The following is a 16,117-nucleotide window of genomic DNA, read 5'->3' on the forward strand; positions in this document are numbered from 1 at the left end:
ACGCCTCTTTTTTATTGAAATACTAAATCTAAACTTTGTATTTTTGCATTATAATTATTTATAGAATGAGTTTTATATTAAGTATTGAAACGGCAACAAAAAACTGTTCAGTTGCATTGTCAAATGAAGGGAAAACTGTTGCTTTAAAAGAAGTTGCAGATCAAAATTTTTCTCATGCAGAAAGGTTACATGTTTTTATTGAAGAAATTTTAAAAGAAAATAATATTACTTATAAAGATTTATCGGCAATTGCAATAAGCAAAGGTCCAGGTTCTTATACAGGTTTAAGAATTGGCGTTTCTTCTGCAAAAGGGTTGTGCTATGCTTTAAATATACCTTTAATTTCTATTGATACTTTGACATCGTTGGCAAAACAAATAAAAATTGAAGAAGGTATAATTATTCCGATGATTGATGCGAGAAGAATGGAGGTTTATGCTGCTTTTTTTAATTCTAACTTTGAAATGATTAAAGAAGTTAAAGCTTTAGTTATTGATGAAAATTCATTTTCGGATATTAATGCTACAATTCATTTAATTGGTGATGGAGCTCAAAAGTTTAAAGCAATTCTAACAGATGATAAATTTAGATTTTATGAAGATGTTGTTTATCCATCGGCAAATGAAATGAGCTTTTTGGCGTTTGAAAAGTACAAAAAAAGCGACTTTGAGAATGTCGCTTACTTTGAACCTTACTATTTAAAAGATTTTGTTTTAAATAAGTAAATTTATTTTTTATGAATTTCCACTTGGTGTGGATATGGGATTTCGATATTGGCTTTGTCAAAAGCAATTTTACATTCTTCCAATATTTCGGCATGAACTTTAAAATAATCTTCCACTTTTGCCCATGGACGAATTGCCATATTAATACTGCTGTCGGCTAATTCTAATACAAAAGTACTAGCTTCAGGCTCTTTTAAAACATGATTATTTCTGCTCAAAACTTCTTTAATGGTATTTTTTACCAATTGTAAGTCAGAATTGTAATCAACACCAATTACTAAGTCAACTCTTCTGATTCCTTCTTGCGTATAATTGGTTACAACTCCATTAGATAAAATTCCGTTAGGAATATAAATGGTTTTATTATCTGCAGTAAGTAAACGCGTATTAAAAATTTGAATTTCTTTAACAAGCCCAATAACTCCTTGTGTTTCAATAACGTCTTCAACTTTAAAAGGTTTGAATAGGATTATTAAAATTCCGCCTGCAAAATTTGATAATGAACCTTGTAATGCCAAACCAACGGCTAAACCTGCTGCTCCTAATATTGCAACAAAAGAAGATGTTTCTACTCCTAATTTTGAAATGAACGTAATAAAAACAAGTATTCTTAATGTCCAAAAAATAAGATTTCCTACAAAGTTTGCTAAGGTTTCCTCAACCTCCCTTTTCTTTAATACCTTTTTTACTAATTTAGTTAAGATGCTTGTAATCCATAATCCTATAAACAAGATTGCTAATGCAACTATAATTTTTGGTGAATACTCTAGTACTACTTTTTTTAATAAATCGATGTAGTTTTCAACTTCTTTCTCTGTCATTTTTGTTTTTTTTATATTTTATTGTGCAAAGGTAATTTTTCAAACATTTATATAAAACAAAACATCCTATAAATAGAATGTTTCGTGTGTTTATGTGTTTTGATATTATTCTATTTCAAATGTAATTTTTAGATTTACCCTAAACTCTGCTACTTCATTGTCTTTAATAGACGCGCTTTGATCTTGAACATATACTGAACGAATGTTTTTTAATGATTTAGATGCATGTTTAACTGCCTTTTTAGTTGCGTCTTCCCAGCTTTTTTCTGAACTTGATAATACCTCAATAACTTTTAAAATTGCCATTATATTTGTTTTTTAATGATTTATATTGTTTTAAATATACAAATTAATAAAGATTTTTGCAACTTCTTTTTTTTAAATAAATAACGTTAGCTTAACATTAGATATAATAAGTTAGAGGAATTTTGCATAAAAATAATTATATACAATTAGATGGAACAAATTTATGTGATAATGCTTGTTGCTCTTGCAATTTTAGCATCAATTGACTTAATGGTTGGAGTTGCAAACGATGCTGTGAATTTCTTAAACTCTGGAATAGGATCTAAAGCTGTTTCTTTTAAAACCTTAATGGTTGTTGCAAGTATTGGTATTGCATTGGGAGCACTTTTTTCAAGTGGAATGATGGAAATTGCGCGTAGTGGAATTTTTACACCTTCAATGTTTACTTTTAATGATGTAATGATTATTTTTCTTGCAGTAATGGTTACTGACGTACTATTACTAGACTTGTTTAATTCTTTAGGTCTTCCTACTTCAACAACAGTGTCTATAGTTTTCTCTTTGTTAGGAGGAGCTATGTGTTTAGGAGCTTATAAGCTTTTGGTAGATTCTTCTGCTACAGGTAGTATTTTGCAATATATCAATCAAAAGAAAGCAACTGAGATTGTCACAAGTATTCTATTGTCTGTATTGCTTTCTTTTTCAATTGGAGCATTTGTTCAGTATATTTCAAGGATATTATTCTCTTTTGAATATGAGAAAAAAGTAAAGTATTTTGGGGCTATTTTTGGAGGTATTGGTATAACTGCAATTTCCTTTTTTATTCTTTTTAAAGGACTTAAAAGTTCAACTTTATTGTCTTCTGATGTAAAAGCATATATGGGTGCACATCAATTGTTGATTATTGGTGTAAGTTTTATTTTTTGGACTATTCTTTCACAGGTTTTAATTTCATTAAAAGTTAACATATTTAGAATAATCATTGTAATAGGAACTTTTGCACTTGCATTAGCTTTTGCAGGTAATGATTTAGTAAATTTTATAGGTGTACCAATTGCTGCATTGCAGTCATATGAAATTTATGTGGCAAACGGTAGTGATTCTTCTATGTTAATGGGAGCTTTGGCTTCTTCAGAATTAAAAGCTAATTTTTGGCTATTACTTTTTGGTGGAGCTATTATGGTTTATACTATTTGGACTTCAAAAAAAGCAAAAGACGTTATCGCAACAGGTGTAGATTTGTCTAGACAAAGTGAAGGAACGGAAAAGTTTGATGCCAATAATTTATCAAGAGTTGTTGTTAGGGGAGTTATGTATGTAGGTCAAATGATTAATTATGTTTTACCACAAACTATTCAAATTAAAATTGATAAAAGATTTGAAAAACCTGAATTAAAATCAAAAAAATCTGATCAAGCAGCATTTGATATGGTTCGTGCTTCTGTTAATTTAATGGTAGCAAGTATTCTTATAGCAATAGGAACTTCAATGAAATTACCACTTTCTACAACATATGTTACTTTTATGGTTGCAATGGGTACTTCATTTGCTGATAGAGCTTGGGATAGAGAGAGTGCAGTATTTAGAGTTGCGGGAGTAATTAATGTAATTGGAGGTTGGTTTGTAACAGCTCTAGCTGCTTTTTTAACAGCTGGGATTGTGACCTTATTTTTACAGTTTGGTGGTGTATTTGCATTTTTTGCATTAATGATTACAGTGGCAATTTTAATGTATAGAAGTTCAAGAAATCATATTAAAAAGACGAAAGAAAAAGAAGAGGAAACTTTATTGAACAAAGAAGACATTGTAACAATTAATGAAGTTATTCATGAAAGTTCTGATCAAATTGCAAGTTTAATTAATAAATCAAACAAGATTTATAGCGGAGTAATTAGTGGTTTAAGTTTACAGGACTTATTAATCTTAAAAGAAAATAAAAAAGCGATTAAGAAGCTTGAAAAACAAGTAGATGATCTTAAGAATAACGTTTATTATTTTATTAAAAATCTTGATGAAACTTCAGTTGAGGGAAGTAAGTTTTATATTTTAATTTTAGGTTATTTACAAGACATTTCACAATCGATGAGTTTTATTGCTCAGAACGGATATTCGCATGTAAATAATAATCATAAACAACTAAAGTTTAATCAAACAAGAGATTTAAAAAGTATTGAATTAAATGTTTTAGAGTTATTTAATAACATCGTTGTTGTTTTTAATACTAAAGATTTTAAAAATATAGATACAATTTTAGCAGAGAAAGATGTTACCTTGGATAAAATTTCTGATTTAATTCAAAAACAAATAACAAGAATTAGAACAACTGAAAATAGTCCTAAAAATAGTAAATTGTATTTTGCTTTACTTTTAGAGACTAACGATTTAATTAAGGCAACAATGAGTTTGCTAGAGTTGTTTAAAGAGTTTAATCAATATGCTGCTAATAAGGTGAAGTAGTTGTAATATAAATGAAAAAAAGGGAACCAAATCGGATCCCTTTTTTATTCATTATAAAAAAATATTTAAGCGTTTATTGCTTCAACTTTTATTTCAGGGTCTTTAAGCATGTCTTTTAACATGTTTTCAATTCCGTTTTTTAAAGTAAATGTAGAAGATGGGCATCCGCTACATGCACCTTGTAAAATTACTTTTACTCTTTTTTCTTCTGGATCAAATGAATCAAACATAATATTTCCTCCGTCACTTTGAACGGCTGGTTTAATGTATTCCTCAAGTATATTGATTATTTGCTGAGAAGTAACGTCTAATTTGTCAAAATAATCTTCTTGTTGCTTTTTGTGATTCTCAGTTTTAACAATCAATGATTCATCTACAACAATATTGCCATTTTCAATAAATTCTTTAATGAAAGTTCTAACTTCTAAAGTAACATCGTCCCAATTTGCAATTTCAAATTTTGTAATCGAAATGTAATTTTCATCAATAAAAATTTCTTTTACAAATGGAAACTTAAATAATTCTTTTGCTAATGGAGAAGCGACGGTGTCATCAATGTTTTTACATTCTACCATTGTTTTTGTTAATAATTTATTACTAACAAATTTTAAAACAGCAGGGTTTGGTGTGTTTTCGGCGTAAATGGATACTGGTATTTTTTTAGTAGAGTTCTCTTCAATTTTAATAATAACTCCTCCAGAACTTATGAAATTTTCAATTTGCTCAGCAACTTCTTCTTGTACGTCCTTCCATTCTACAATAGAAAAACGTTCTATAGCTATAAAGTTCCCTGATATATAGACTGTTTTAACAAACGGTAAATAGAATAACTGCTGAGCCAAAGGGGAGTTTTTTGTTTCATCTATGTTTTTAAACTCAAAACTTTGATTCTTAACTATGAATTCTTCTAATTCAAACTTAATAATTAGCGGATTGCTAGTTTCTTTTATTGTAATCTTGTGCATTATCTTTTTTTACAAAGGTAATAAACATATTTTGTCTATAATTTTCATTTGTGTTTTTTTAACTTTTCATAGTCGCTTTAGGTGAAAATAAGTTATAAAACTTAAATTAAAATTTATATCTTTGGCAAGTTCGTATATTTGCGAATAAGGAGGGTTTTATTTTTCGACTGATTAACAGTTGTTTACATTAAATTATTGAAAATGAATTTAAAAAAGATTTTTTTAATTTTTGCTTTTACATTGTCGCAAATAACTTTTTCACAAGAAGGAGTTGCTGTATATTCAGATTATTTGTCAGATAATTACTACTTAATTCACCCTTCGATGGCGGGTGCGGCTAATTGCGGAAAAATTCGTTTAACTGGGCGTCAGCAATGGCTAGGTCAAGATGATGCTCCTGCTTTACAAACTTTAAGTTTTAATACATCTTTAGATGAGGATGGGGTTTCAGGAATTGGAATGATACTTTTCAATGATAAAAATGGTTATCATTCTCAAAAAGGAGCAAAGCTAACTTATGCTCACCATTTAAGGTTTTCAAGAGGAACTTCTGATTTAAATCAATTGTCTTTTGGTTTAAGTGCTGCTTTTGTTCAAAGTAATATTGATGGTACTGATTTTACTGGTTTTGATCCAGTAATTGTTCCAGGAATAATTCAAAAAGATTCTTATTTTAATGTTGATATTGGTGCTTCATATCACTATATGGATTTCTTTACTCATGTAACTGTAAAGAATTTTTTGGCAAATAGAAGAGAGTTGTATACAAGCGAGGTTGAATCTGATAATTTAAGAAAATATCTTTGGAGTGCTGGAGCTGTTTTTGGTGATAGTGATAGATTGATGTTTGAACCATCTTTGATGTTTCAATTTACAGAAGAAACTACTGAAAAAGCAATTGACTTAAACTTAAAAGTATATAAAAATCTTGATTTTGGTAGACTTTGGGCTGGTCTTTCTTATAGAAGAAGCTTTGATGGAGCTAAATATCTTAATGGTTCAACTGTTGAAGACCAAAAGTTGCAATATATAACTCCAATCTTAGGTATTAATTATAAAAAATTCATGTTCTCATATACTTACTCTCACTTATTAGGTGATGTTAAATTTGATAATGGTGGTTTTCATCAAATTACTCTTGGGTTTGATATATTTTGTAGAGCTGCTGAGTGGGATTGTAACTGTCCTGCTGTAAATTAATAAAATGTAATTATATAAATTTATACTTGTCCTGAATTCTAGATTCAGGACATTTTTTTTAAAAGTTAAAATATGGTAATTAAAGAAGTTAATGGTAAATCTCCAAAAATACCAGTAGATTGCTATGTTGCTGAAAATGCTACTATCGTTGGAGAAGTTACTTTTGGCGAAAGCTGCAGTGTTTGGTTTAATGCTGTTATAAGAGGTGATGTTAATTTTATTAAAATTGGTAATAAAGTAAACATTCAAGATGGTGCAGTAATTCATTGTACTTATCAAAAACATCCTACGGTTATTGGTAATAATGTTTCAATTGGTCATAATGCAATTGTTCATGGTTGTCAAATTCATGATAATGTTTTAATTGGTATGGGAGCTATTGTAATGGATAATTGTGTAATTAATAGTAATTCTATTATTGGAGCTGGTTCAGTAGTAACTCAAAATACGGTTGTTGAGTCTGGAGCTATTTATGCAGGGATTCCAGCTAAAAAAGTAAAAGATATTGATCAAAGTAATTTTGCAGGAGAGATTGAGAGAATTTCAAATAACTATGTAATGTATTCGAGTTGGTTTAAAGAAGGGGAATAAATACTTAGAAGTCTTTTTCAAAAACAGAATAATTATTGTTTAAAATGCCTTTTAAAACTTTAGAATCGCTATTAGTGTAAAAGTGTTGGTAGCTTTTTTCTGTGGAGTTATTGTTTAAATTATATTTATTTAAGATATATTCTGTTTGTTTTGCAACAGCTTCTCCAGAATCAATAATTTTTACATATGGAGGGATTATCTTTTTTATTTGAGGAATTAAATAAGGGTAATGACTACAGCCCAAAACTAAATGGTCAATATTCTGTTCTAACATTGGTTTAATATAACTCTCTAGTAGAAGAGTCATTTCATCAGAGTTAATGTCTCCGTTTTCTATTAGTTGTACCAATCCATGGCCTATTTGTTCAATTATTTTTACACCTGAGAAGTTTTCAACATTTTTATGAAATAACTCGCTGTTTAGTGTTCCTTTGGTTGCTAATATTCCAATAGTATGTGTACTTGTTTTATTTGCAGCAGGTTTTATTGCAGGTTCAATTCCAATAAATGGAACAGTGTATTTGTTTCTTAATTCTTTAATTGCATTTGTAGTTGCAGTATTACAGGCAACAACAATTAATTTGCAGTTTTTGTTTAATAAAAATTCTGTATTTTTAATTGATAATTCAATTATTTCTTCTTTCGACTTTACACCATAAGGGGCATTTTTACTATCTGCTAAGTAAATAGTATTTTCAAAAGGTAGAAGCGAATGAATCTCTTTCCAAATTGATGTTCCTCCAATTCCGGAATCAAATAAACCTATAGGATTTTTATTACTCATATAACAAATGTAAAAAAAAACTGCTCAATCTATTTAAAGTTTGAGCAGTTATATTTTAAAATTACAAAGTAAATTAGAATCCTAATTCTTTTTTAACATCAGCTAATAGGTTTGGACCTTTAGCAACAAGTAAGCCACTTCCTTCTGTAGCATCTAAAACATAATCATAGCCTTTAGCAGCTGCAATTTTTGCAATTGCTGCTTGAGCTTTCTCCATGATTGGCTTTAATAAGTCTAATTCTTTTTGTTGTAATTGTTTAGTTGCACTTTGTTGAAAGTCTTGTATGCGTTGCCCCATATCTTGCATTTCTTTTGAACGAGTTTCATTTACTGCTTCTCCAACAGTAGGAGCTTCTTGCTCATATTTTTGCAATTTTGTTTGGTATTCTTGTACCATTGTTTTGTACTCTTTATCATAAGTTTCTTGAACTTTTTGGATTTGAGTTTGAGCCGTTTTCATTTCTGGCATCGATGTCATTAAGGCTTTTACGTCAATATGTGCCATTTTAGTTTGTGCAGAAACTTGAGTTCCAACAAACATTACTAATGCGATTGCTAATGTTTTTAATTGTTTCATTCTTGATTTATTAATTTAATTTAGGTTATTATTATTTATTCAGATTTCTCTTCTTTGGCTTTTTTTGCTGCTTCTCTTTCTTCTAATATTTTTTTCTTTCTTTCTTCTAAAGCTTTTTTTCTCTCTTCAGCTTTCTGTTTTCTTTCTTCAATTACCGCATCTCTTTTTTCTTGAGGGCTTAACTCTTTTTCATTAGAAATTTCTTTTTCTTCAGTATTAGAGTTTTTATTTGAATCATCTTCGTTATTAGTTTCAATTACTGTGCCATTTTTTTTAGCTTCTCTTTCATCGATTAATTTTTGTCTTTTTTCCGCAGCTATTCTTTTTCTTTCTTCAGCAGCTTGTTTTTTCTCTTCAATTAGTTTTTCTCTTGCTGCTTTTCTTTCATCTAAAATTCTTTGTCTTTCTGCCATTGCTGGATTTTCATCAATCATATCTTCTTCGGCATCCTTTGCTTCCTGTTCTTTAAGTTGTTTTTTGGTAAGCTGCTCTCTTTTTTGAATTCGTGTTAAAACACGAACAACTTGATCGCTTATATCAAAACGTTGAGCTGCAAACAACATTGTTAAATCAGATGATTTGTCAAAAATAAAATCATATTTTTTTGCTTCAGCGATATCTTGAATAGCTGTGAAAACCTGATCTTGTATAGGTTTTACTAATAGCGTTTTTTGGATCATTAAATCTCCTTTAGCTCCAAATCTTTTTTCCTGATAATCTAATAGTTCTTTTTCTAAAAAAGATATTTCTTCTTCTCTTTCTTCAATTAGCTCTTTTGTTAAAAGAACCTTTTCAGTATTTAAACTCTCTTTTAGTGTTTTTATGTCGTTTTTTTTAACTTCAATTTCTTGTTTCCATTTTTGTGCTTTTTGCTCAAGTTGGTTTTTAGCTTCAGCATAATCTGGTACTTTTTCCAAGATATATTCCATGTCAATATATCCAATTCTTATGCCTCTTGATTGAGCAAAAGAAGAAATAGTTACTAGTAAAAGCAAAACTGAAATGTATTTAGTTATTCTCATATTTTAAAGTTTTAAATGCAGTTTTTAAAAACCTAAAAAAACATTCCGAAAGATATGAAATGTTTTTTTAAGTTAAAATTCTAAAATTTATATTTTATTAAAACGCATTTAAATTAGAATTGTTGTCCTATGATGAAATGAGTTTGCCAACCACTCTTTGCTGTTTGTCCTGGTATTGCATCAAATCCATGAGCAAAATCAATTCCAATTAATCCAAAAGCAGGCATAAAAACTCTAAGGCCAAAACCAGCTGATCTTTGAAGGTTAAAAGGGTTGTAATCTTTAAAATCATTATATGCTGAACCTGCTTCCAAAAATGTTAAAGCATATATTGACGCTGCTTGTTTTAATGTTATAGGGTAACGAAGTTCTAATGAAAATTTATTGTAAATGGTTGCTCCAACTTGTTCTCCATCATCATTTACAGGTGATAAAGATTGGTTCGGGTAACCTCTTAATTGAATTGTTTCTCTTCCGTCTAATGAATAATTAGCTAGTCCATCTCCTCCTAAATAAAATCTTTCGAATGGAACTAGACCTCTATCTTGATTATATGCACCCATATATCCAAACTCTCCAAGTGAACGCAATACTAATTTGTCAAATAATCTTGTATACCAATCACCTTTAAATTTAATTTTATAAAATTCTAACCAATTAAATCTTTTTTGATCCACTTTCCCTTGGTCTGTTGCGGCATCACTATATTGAGAGACTTGATATCCATCTTCGTCTAAGTATGCTCCAGCAGGATAATTTGCTCCATCAGGATCAGTGCCAGCTTCAGCAGCTCTAACTTTGTATTTAGCTTGGTTTTCTAAATCTGCATAATCTATACCATTGAATAAAGAGTATGGTGGAGTAAACTTACCTGAAACACTAAATTCTGAACCATAAGTTGGAAAAACAGGGTTTACACCTTTGCTATTTCTTGTTAGGGCAATTGTGTAAGATAGATTTTTAGAAGACCCATTACCAAAAGTAAATAAACCCGTGTTGTAGTTGTTCAATTCATAATATTGAAAAGAAACATTTTGAGATAATACAAAATAATCATCTGGAACTGTTAACCTTTTTGCAAGTCCAACAGATACTGATGTAATGTTGAAACTTTTACTTCTTGTAACTGCTCTTGAACTATAATCGTATAAAAATTGTTTACTATGAGATAAAGTGGTCGAAAAATTTATTGGTTTTTTACCACCTAACCATGGTTCAGAAAAGGATAGACTATATGTTTGAAAATAAGTACTTCCTTGTAGTCTTAAAGACATTTTCTGACCATCACCCATTGGAAGGGGTTTATATGAGTCTTTTTTAAATATATTTCTTGCAGAAAAATTATTAAATGAAAGACCTAATGTTCCAATGAATCCTCCACCTCCATAACCTCCTTGAAGTTCAATTTGACTTGATCCTTTCTCAACAACGCTATATTCAATATCAACGGTTCCAGCTTGAGGATCTACGTTTTTAAATTCTGGTTTAATTGCCTCTGGGTCAAAAAAACCAAGTTGTCCTAATTCTCTGATTGAACGAATTAATTCCTCTTTACTATATTTTTGACCAGGTTTAGTTCTTAATTCTCTATAAATAACATGATCGTTAGTTTTGTCGTTTCCAACAACAGATATTTTGTTGAAATAAGCGATTGGTCCTTCGGTTATTCTGATTTCAAAATCAATTGTGTCATTATATGTTCTAACTTCAACAGGGTTGATACTTGAAAATAAATAGCCGTTATTTTGATATAGGTTTGTGATGTCTTCTCCATCAGGTTTTGATTGATCTGCGATTCTTTTTTGAAGCATTACTCCATTATAGACATCTCCTTTTTTTATTCCAAGCATTCTGCTTAATTGTTGGTCAGTATAAACTGTATTTCCTAAATATCTGATGTCTCCAAAATAATACTTTTTACCTTCTTCTAGATTTACTTTTATAGAAACGGTGTTTGATTTTTTGTCATAAGAAATAGAATCGGATGTTACTCGAGCATCTCTAAAACCATTTTCTTTATATTTATTAATAACAGAAACTAAGTCTTCTTTATATTTTTCTTTGATATACTTTGACCTTTTAAAAATATGAAATACACTTTTTTGTTTTGTGTTCTTAAATGCGTTTTTTAGTTTACTGTCTTTAATTTCGTTATTTCCAACAAAATCAATTTTTTTTACTTTTACTTTATTTCCTTTATTAATGTTTACTAACATTTTAACACTGTTGTCTGTGGTGTCAGGTGATGTATTAATAAAAACTTTAGCGTTATAGTAACCGTCTTTTTTGTATTTATTTTCGATATAGTTTTTAGTAGTAGTAATTAGGTTTTCATTAACAATTTTTCCTTTTTTAAGATCGGTTTGTTTGATGATTTCATCAGCTTTACCTTTCTTAATTCCTACTAGTTTTACGTCTGCTAATTTTGGAGATTCGTTTAAGTTTAACTCAAGAAAAATACTGTCTCCTTCAATTTTTGTGATATAAAAATTTACATCGCTAAATAAACCAAGTTTCCATAATTTTTTAATAGCTGTGCTTATTTCTTCTCCAGGAACCATAATTTTTTGACCATTTTCTAAACCTGAAAAAGTTACAACAGTTTGTTGATTATAGCTTACTTTTCCGGTTACTTCAACATCAGCTAAGATATATTCTTTTCCGTCTTCAAATTTAGTCTCTTGAGCAACTGTTGTATTGTATGTACCTACTAATAATAGGGTAAATAGCACTTGTATTCCTTTTTTTAACATTTTTTTACTTTGAAATTTGTTCACTTGTTTTTCCAAATCTTCTTTCCCTTTGCTGATAACTAACGATTGCTTCATATAAGTTTTCTTCACTAAAATCTGGCCAAAGTACATCTGTGAAATAAAATTCAGCGTATGCAATTTGCCATAATAAAAAATTACTTATCCTGTGTTCACCGCTAGTTCTAATTACTAAGTCAACATCGGGTATATCTTGCGTGTAAAGATGCTGATTAATAATTGATTCATCAATAGCTTCGATAGAAATTATATTATTTTTAACTTTCTCACTTATTTTTTTAACAGCTTGAATGATCTCTTCTCTGGAACCATAACTTAGGGCTAAAGTTAGTGTCATTCTAGTATTTGTTGAAGTTTTTGAAATTACTTCTTTTAGTTCTTTCTGTACTTTGTTAGGTAAATTTGTTAAATTTCCTATTGCATTTAATTTAATGTTATTTTCCTGAAGTGTTTTGATTTCTTTTTTTAATGAAGAAACTAACAACTTCATTAGTGTGTCAACTTCAAGTTTTGGTCTATTCCAATTTTCTGTAGAAAAAGCGTAAAGAGTTAGGTTTTTAATTCCTAGTTTTGCGCAAGTCTCTACAGTTGTTCTTACACTTTTGGTTCCACCTTCATGGCCAATAGATCGTAATAATCCTCTTTGTTTTGCCCAGCGACCATTGCCATCCATAATTATTGCTAAATGGTTGGGAACGTTGTTCTGGTTTATGTTATTTAATAGACTCATAATTTACTCAGTACAAAAGCATGGATTCTTACCAAATGTGTATGTTAGCGTAAAGCCTGAAAAAACATACCAATCATTACTATTTAAATTTCCGAATTTATATATTTCTAAATTTTCGTTAATAGGGTTACTTCCGTCAAGATTATCTGAAAAAGTATATCTTGCTCCAACTTCAACACCAATTATAATGTTTCTAACCAATCTTGTTTTTAGTCCAATTACCATTGGAATAGCAAACGAACTGTGTCTATAATCTAAATGACTTTTGTTTCCGGCAATATATATTTCATTGTAAATAAAATGGTTTATTCCGGTAAAAACATATGGAGTTATTGTTTTTTCATTACTGTGTAAGTCGAATTCAAAAAAATTAAACTCTATACCGGCTGAGAATTCCTTAATGTTATTTTTAAAACTATTTCCTCTTAATTTTCTGCTAGGAACATCACTATCCATATCTTTCGAGCTTATGTTTCCTTGAAAATATGAAAATCTGTAAGAATGTCTTGTGCTTCGATTCCATTTATAAATTACACCAAAAGCAGGCTCATTAGGAGAGATGTAATCAGTTGGTCCAACATCACCAATATAATTACTTCCTCCTAAAAAAACTCCTAATTCGTTGATTTGAGCGTTAGAATTTAAGGCGCAAAACACTAAACATATATAAAGGTATACTCTTCTCATTTTTATAATAGTTTGCAAATATAACAATATTGACTACTTTACCGCATTTTATGGTAAAATTTATAAGTTATATTAAAACGTAAAAAAATGATTTTCTTATATGAACTGTTTAATTTCTTCTGTCTTCACCCCAAAGTAGTTTTTTTCTAATAGTTTTAAGAAAACCTTCGTCTTGAAACTCAATCATATTTACTTGAAAAGAAGTTTTGTTTATTTTGAGAAGTGTTTCGTTAGTTACTGAGGTAATTCTTGAATCTAATGAAACTAAATACTGCTCTTCTCTACCGGTAACTTTTAATTCAATTTCTGTATTGTCAGGGATTACCAATGGTCTTGCGTTTAGATTGTGTGGTGCAATTGGTGTAATGACTAGGCTGTTAACATCTGGCATTAAAACAGGTCCGCCACAACTTAAAGAATATCCAGTAGATCCTGTTGGAGTTGAAATAATTAATCCGTCAGCCCAGTATGATGTTAAATACTCTCCATTTAAGTAAGTTTCAATTGTTATCATAGAGGTTGAGTCTTTTCTAGAAACAGTAACTTCGTTGAGTGCAAAATTTAAATCTACTAAGTCTGGATTTCTTGGGGTACATTGTAAGTTTAATAAACTTCTTTTGGAAATTGTAAAATCTTTATTAATTACTTTGTTTAAAAGTAAATTAATGTTTTCAATTTGAACAGTTGCTAAAAAACCAAGTCTACCTGTATTTATACCTACAATAGGGATGTTTTTATCTCTTACATATGTAATTGCTCGAAGAATTGTTCCGTCTCCACCAATGCTAATTAGTACGTTTACAGAATGATCAAGCTCTTCATGTGATTCGAAAGATGTAATATTACTGCTAATGTTTTTAAAACTATTTTTGAATTTCTCTTCAATTATAATTTCTATATTATTCTCGTTAAGAATTTTAATAACTTCTAAAACAATTTCTTCTGTATTGCCTTGATAATTTTGACCAAATATTGCAAATTTCATAACAGTAAATTAAATGTTTAAGTACTTGTCTAAATAATCAGACCTCTCTTTTAGGTTTTCAATGTATGAATCTTCTTGATGTTGAGATACAACAATATATTCAAACCTTCTAAAAGTTTGGATAATATCATTCATTCCACCTAAGCTAATTTTTAAAGTAATCTCTATTTCGTCATTTTCTATATTTGAAATAAATAAACCGAGTAATTTAGCATTGTTGCTTTCAACTATTTGGGTAATTTGACTCATTGAAAAATCAGTATTATTTTTTCTGATAACGATTATTCCACCTTCTTCCTTTAAAAACGGAGTTTCATGAAAGATTCTAATAAACTCTTCCATTTCAAAATAACCAAGATACTTGTTGTTTCCATCTAAAACAGGCATAAGGTTGGTTTGGTTTCGTGCAAAAAGCTCCTGAACATCTAGCCAATTCATACTGCTTTTGGCAAAAAAACGCTCAAGATTAATTCTGTTAGCCTCAATCTTTGTATCTGGGCTTAATGTTTCTGCATCTTCTCTACTTAAACTACCTATGTATGTTTCGTTTTCTAGAACAGGAAAATGTGAGTAAGAAAAATCCATAAATAAGTCTTGGACTTCATTTATAGTCTCGTTGCTATTGAAAGGTTTATTCTCCTTATTAATGTATTCTAAAATGGTATTCATTTATAGTTGTTCAATTTTAATGCAAAATAATCAAAAATTGCTTATTAAAGCTATATATAGTTTGTATTTTTGTAAAGTTAACAAATTATAGTATGACTAAATTATCAGTAAATATTAATAAAATAGCAACCTTAAGAAATTCTAGAGGTGGAGATGTTCCTAATTTATTAAAAGTAGCGAAAGACATACAGGCTTTTGGAGCCGAAGGAATAACAATTCATCCACGACCAGATGAACGCCATATTCGTTATCAAGATGCGCGCGACTTAAAGTCAATTGTATATACCGAATATAACATAGAAGGAAATCCTCAGCATAACTTTATAGACTTAGTGTTGGAATGTAAACCAACACAGGTAACGCTTGTGCCAGATGCAATTGGTGCTTTAACATCTAATGCTGGTTGGGACACAATTAAGCATCAAGCTTATTTAAAAGAAGTAATTCAAGAATTTCAACGCAACGGAATTAGAACTTCAGTTTTTGTAGATGCAAATGAAAAAATGGTTGAAGGGGCAAAAGAATCTGGTGCTGATAGAATTGAATTGTATACCGAAAGTTTTGCACACGAATTTGGATTGGGAAATAAAGCAGGAATCGATCCTTTTGTAAAAGCGGCATTACGTGCTAATGATTTAAATATTGGTATAAACGCGGGTCACGATTTAAGTTTAGATAACATCAAATTTTTTAAAGATAACATTCCTAATTTATTAGAAGTTTCAATTGGTCACGCACTAATTTCCGAATCTCTGTATCTTGGATTGGAAAATGTAGTAAACATGTATCTTCAAAAGTTAAAATAATTTGGGCGTTACCACAAGGGTCGGGTTTTTCGCACTCGCTTTTTTTGTTTCATTTCATTACTCAAAAAAGAGCTCAAACAA

General features: G+C 29.6%; 16 protein-coding genes. 5 read left to right on the forward strand and 11 right to left on the reverse strand.

The genetic code is table 11. The features are described from left to right. Positions 1–65 precede the first annotated feature (65 nt). Complete coding sequence (gene tsaB / locus OLM55_RS05015; RefSeq protein ID WP_264560319.1) at positions 66–725, forward strand: tRNA (adenosine(37)-N6)-threonylcarbamoyltransferase complex dimerization subunit type 1 TsaB; 660 nt, start codon at positions 66–68, stop codon at positions 723–725. Positions 726–727: 2 nt separating this feature from the next. Here the strand turns inward: tsaB and OLM55_RS05020 are convergent, their stop codons facing one another. Both OLM55_RS05020 and OLM55_RS05025 read right to left on the reverse strand, forming a co-directional pair. Further along, positions 728–1,546, reverse strand: a complete 819-nt coding sequence (locus OLM55_RS05020) for a mechanosensitive ion channel family protein (protein WP_264560320.1) — start codon at positions 1,544–1,546, stop codon at positions 728–730. A gap of 105 nt (positions 1,547–1,651) precedes the next feature. Further along, positions 1,652–1,852 carry a dodecin family protein gene (locus OLM55_RS05025; RefSeq protein ID WP_264560321.1) on the reverse strand — a complete coding sequence of 67 codons (201 nt, stop codon included), beginning with the start codon at positions 1,850–1,852 and terminating at the stop codon, positions 1,652–1,654. Between the two features lie 150 nt (positions 1,853–2,002). On the opposite strand from OLM55_RS05025, the gene OLM55_RS05030 reads away from it, so the two are divergent. Continuing rightward, positions 2,003–4,249: an inorganic phosphate transporter gene (locus OLM55_RS05030; protein WP_264560322.1), complete on the forward strand. Its 2,247-nt coding sequence runs from the start codon at positions 2,003–2,005 to the stop codon at positions 4,247–4,249. A 65-nt stretch (positions 4,250–4,314) separates the two neighbouring features. Here OLM55_RS05030 and OLM55_RS05035 read toward each other — a convergent pair whose 3' ends face one another. After that, complete coding sequence (locus OLM55_RS05035) at positions 4,315–5,214, reverse strand: NifU family protein (protein ID WP_264560323.1); 900 nt, start codon at positions 5,212–5,214, stop codon at positions 4,315–4,317. Between the two features lie 201 nt (positions 5,215–5,415). On the opposite strand from OLM55_RS05035, the gene OLM55_RS05040 reads away from it, so the two are divergent. Beyond that, positions 5,416–6,414 carry a type IX secretion system membrane protein PorP/SprF gene (locus OLM55_RS05040; protein ID WP_264560324.1) on the forward strand — a complete coding sequence of 333 codons (999 nt, stop codon included), beginning with the start codon at positions 5,416–5,418 and terminating at the stop codon, positions 6,412–6,414. A 72-nt stretch (positions 6,415–6,486) separates the two neighbouring features. After that, entirely contained in the window at positions 6,487–7,005 is a 519-nt protein-coding gene (locus OLM55_RS05045) for a gamma carbonic anhydrase family protein (RefSeq protein ID WP_264560325.1), read from the forward strand. A 4-nt stretch (positions 7,006–7,009) separates the two neighbouring features. On the opposite strand, the gene murI is transcribed toward OLM55_RS05045, so the two are convergent. From murI to OLM55_RS05085, 8 genes are all read right to left on the reverse strand, one after another. Further along, a complete protein-coding gene (gene murI / locus OLM55_RS05050) occupies positions 7,010–7,789 on the reverse strand; it encodes a glutamate racemase (RefSeq protein ID WP_264560326.1) in 780 nt (259 codons plus the stop codon). Positions 7,790–7,862: 73 nt separating this feature from the next. Then, positions 7,863–8,366 (reverse strand): OmpH family outer membrane protein, encoded by a 504-nt coding sequence (locus tag OLM55_RS05055; RefSeq protein WP_264560327.1) that lies wholly within the window; start codon positions 8,364–8,366, stop codon positions 7,863–7,865. Positions 8,367–8,401: 35 nt separating this feature from the next. Further along, positions 8,402–9,388, reverse strand: coding sequence for an OmpH family outer membrane protein (locus OLM55_RS05060; RefSeq protein ID WP_264560328.1), 987 nt, complete (start codon positions 9,386–9,388; stop codon positions 8,402–8,404). Positions 9,389–9,501: 113 nt separating this feature from the next. After that, complete coding sequence (gene bamA, locus OLM55_RS05065; RefSeq protein ID WP_264560329.1) at positions 9,502–12,216, reverse strand: outer membrane protein assembly factor BamA; 2,715 nt, start codon at positions 12,214–12,216, stop codon at positions 9,502–9,504. Next, on the reverse strand, positions 12,146–12,889 hold the full coding sequence (locus OLM55_RS05070; RefSeq protein WP_264560330.1) for an isoprenyl transferase: 744 nt from the start codon (positions 12,887–12,889) through the stop codon (positions 12,146–12,148). Before OLM55_RS05070 ends, bamA begins: the two co-directional genes overlap by 71 nt. Positions 12,890–12,892: 3 nt before the next feature. Continuing rightward, positions 12,893–13,576: a DUF6089 family protein gene (locus tag OLM55_RS05075; RefSeq protein WP_264560331.1), complete on the reverse strand. Its 684-nt coding sequence runs from the start codon at positions 13,574–13,576 to the stop codon at positions 12,893–12,895. 109 nt (positions 13,577–13,685) lie between these two features. After that, positions 13,686–14,561, reverse strand: coding sequence for an NAD kinase (locus tag OLM55_RS05080; protein ID WP_264560332.1), 876 nt, complete (start codon positions 14,559–14,561; stop codon positions 13,686–13,688). A gap of 9 nt (positions 14,562–14,570) precedes the next feature. Next, positions 14,571–15,230, reverse strand: a complete 660-nt coding sequence (locus OLM55_RS05085) for a CBS domain-containing protein (RefSeq protein WP_264560333.1) — start codon at positions 15,228–15,230, stop codon at positions 14,571–14,573. A 92-nt stretch (positions 15,231–15,322) separates the two neighbouring features. On the opposite strand from OLM55_RS05085, the gene OLM55_RS05090 reads away from it, so the two are divergent. Then, complete coding sequence (locus OLM55_RS05090) at positions 15,323–16,036, forward strand: pyridoxine 5'-phosphate synthase (RefSeq protein WP_264560334.1); 714 nt, start codon at positions 15,323–15,325, stop codon at positions 16,034–16,036. Positions 16,037–16,117 lie beyond the last annotated feature (81 nt).

The sequence above is a fragment of the Flavobacterium sp. N2270 genome (assembly GCF_025947225.1).
Classification (GTDB): Bacteria; Bacteroidota; Bacteroidia; order Flavobacteriales; family Flavobacteriaceae; genus Flavobacterium.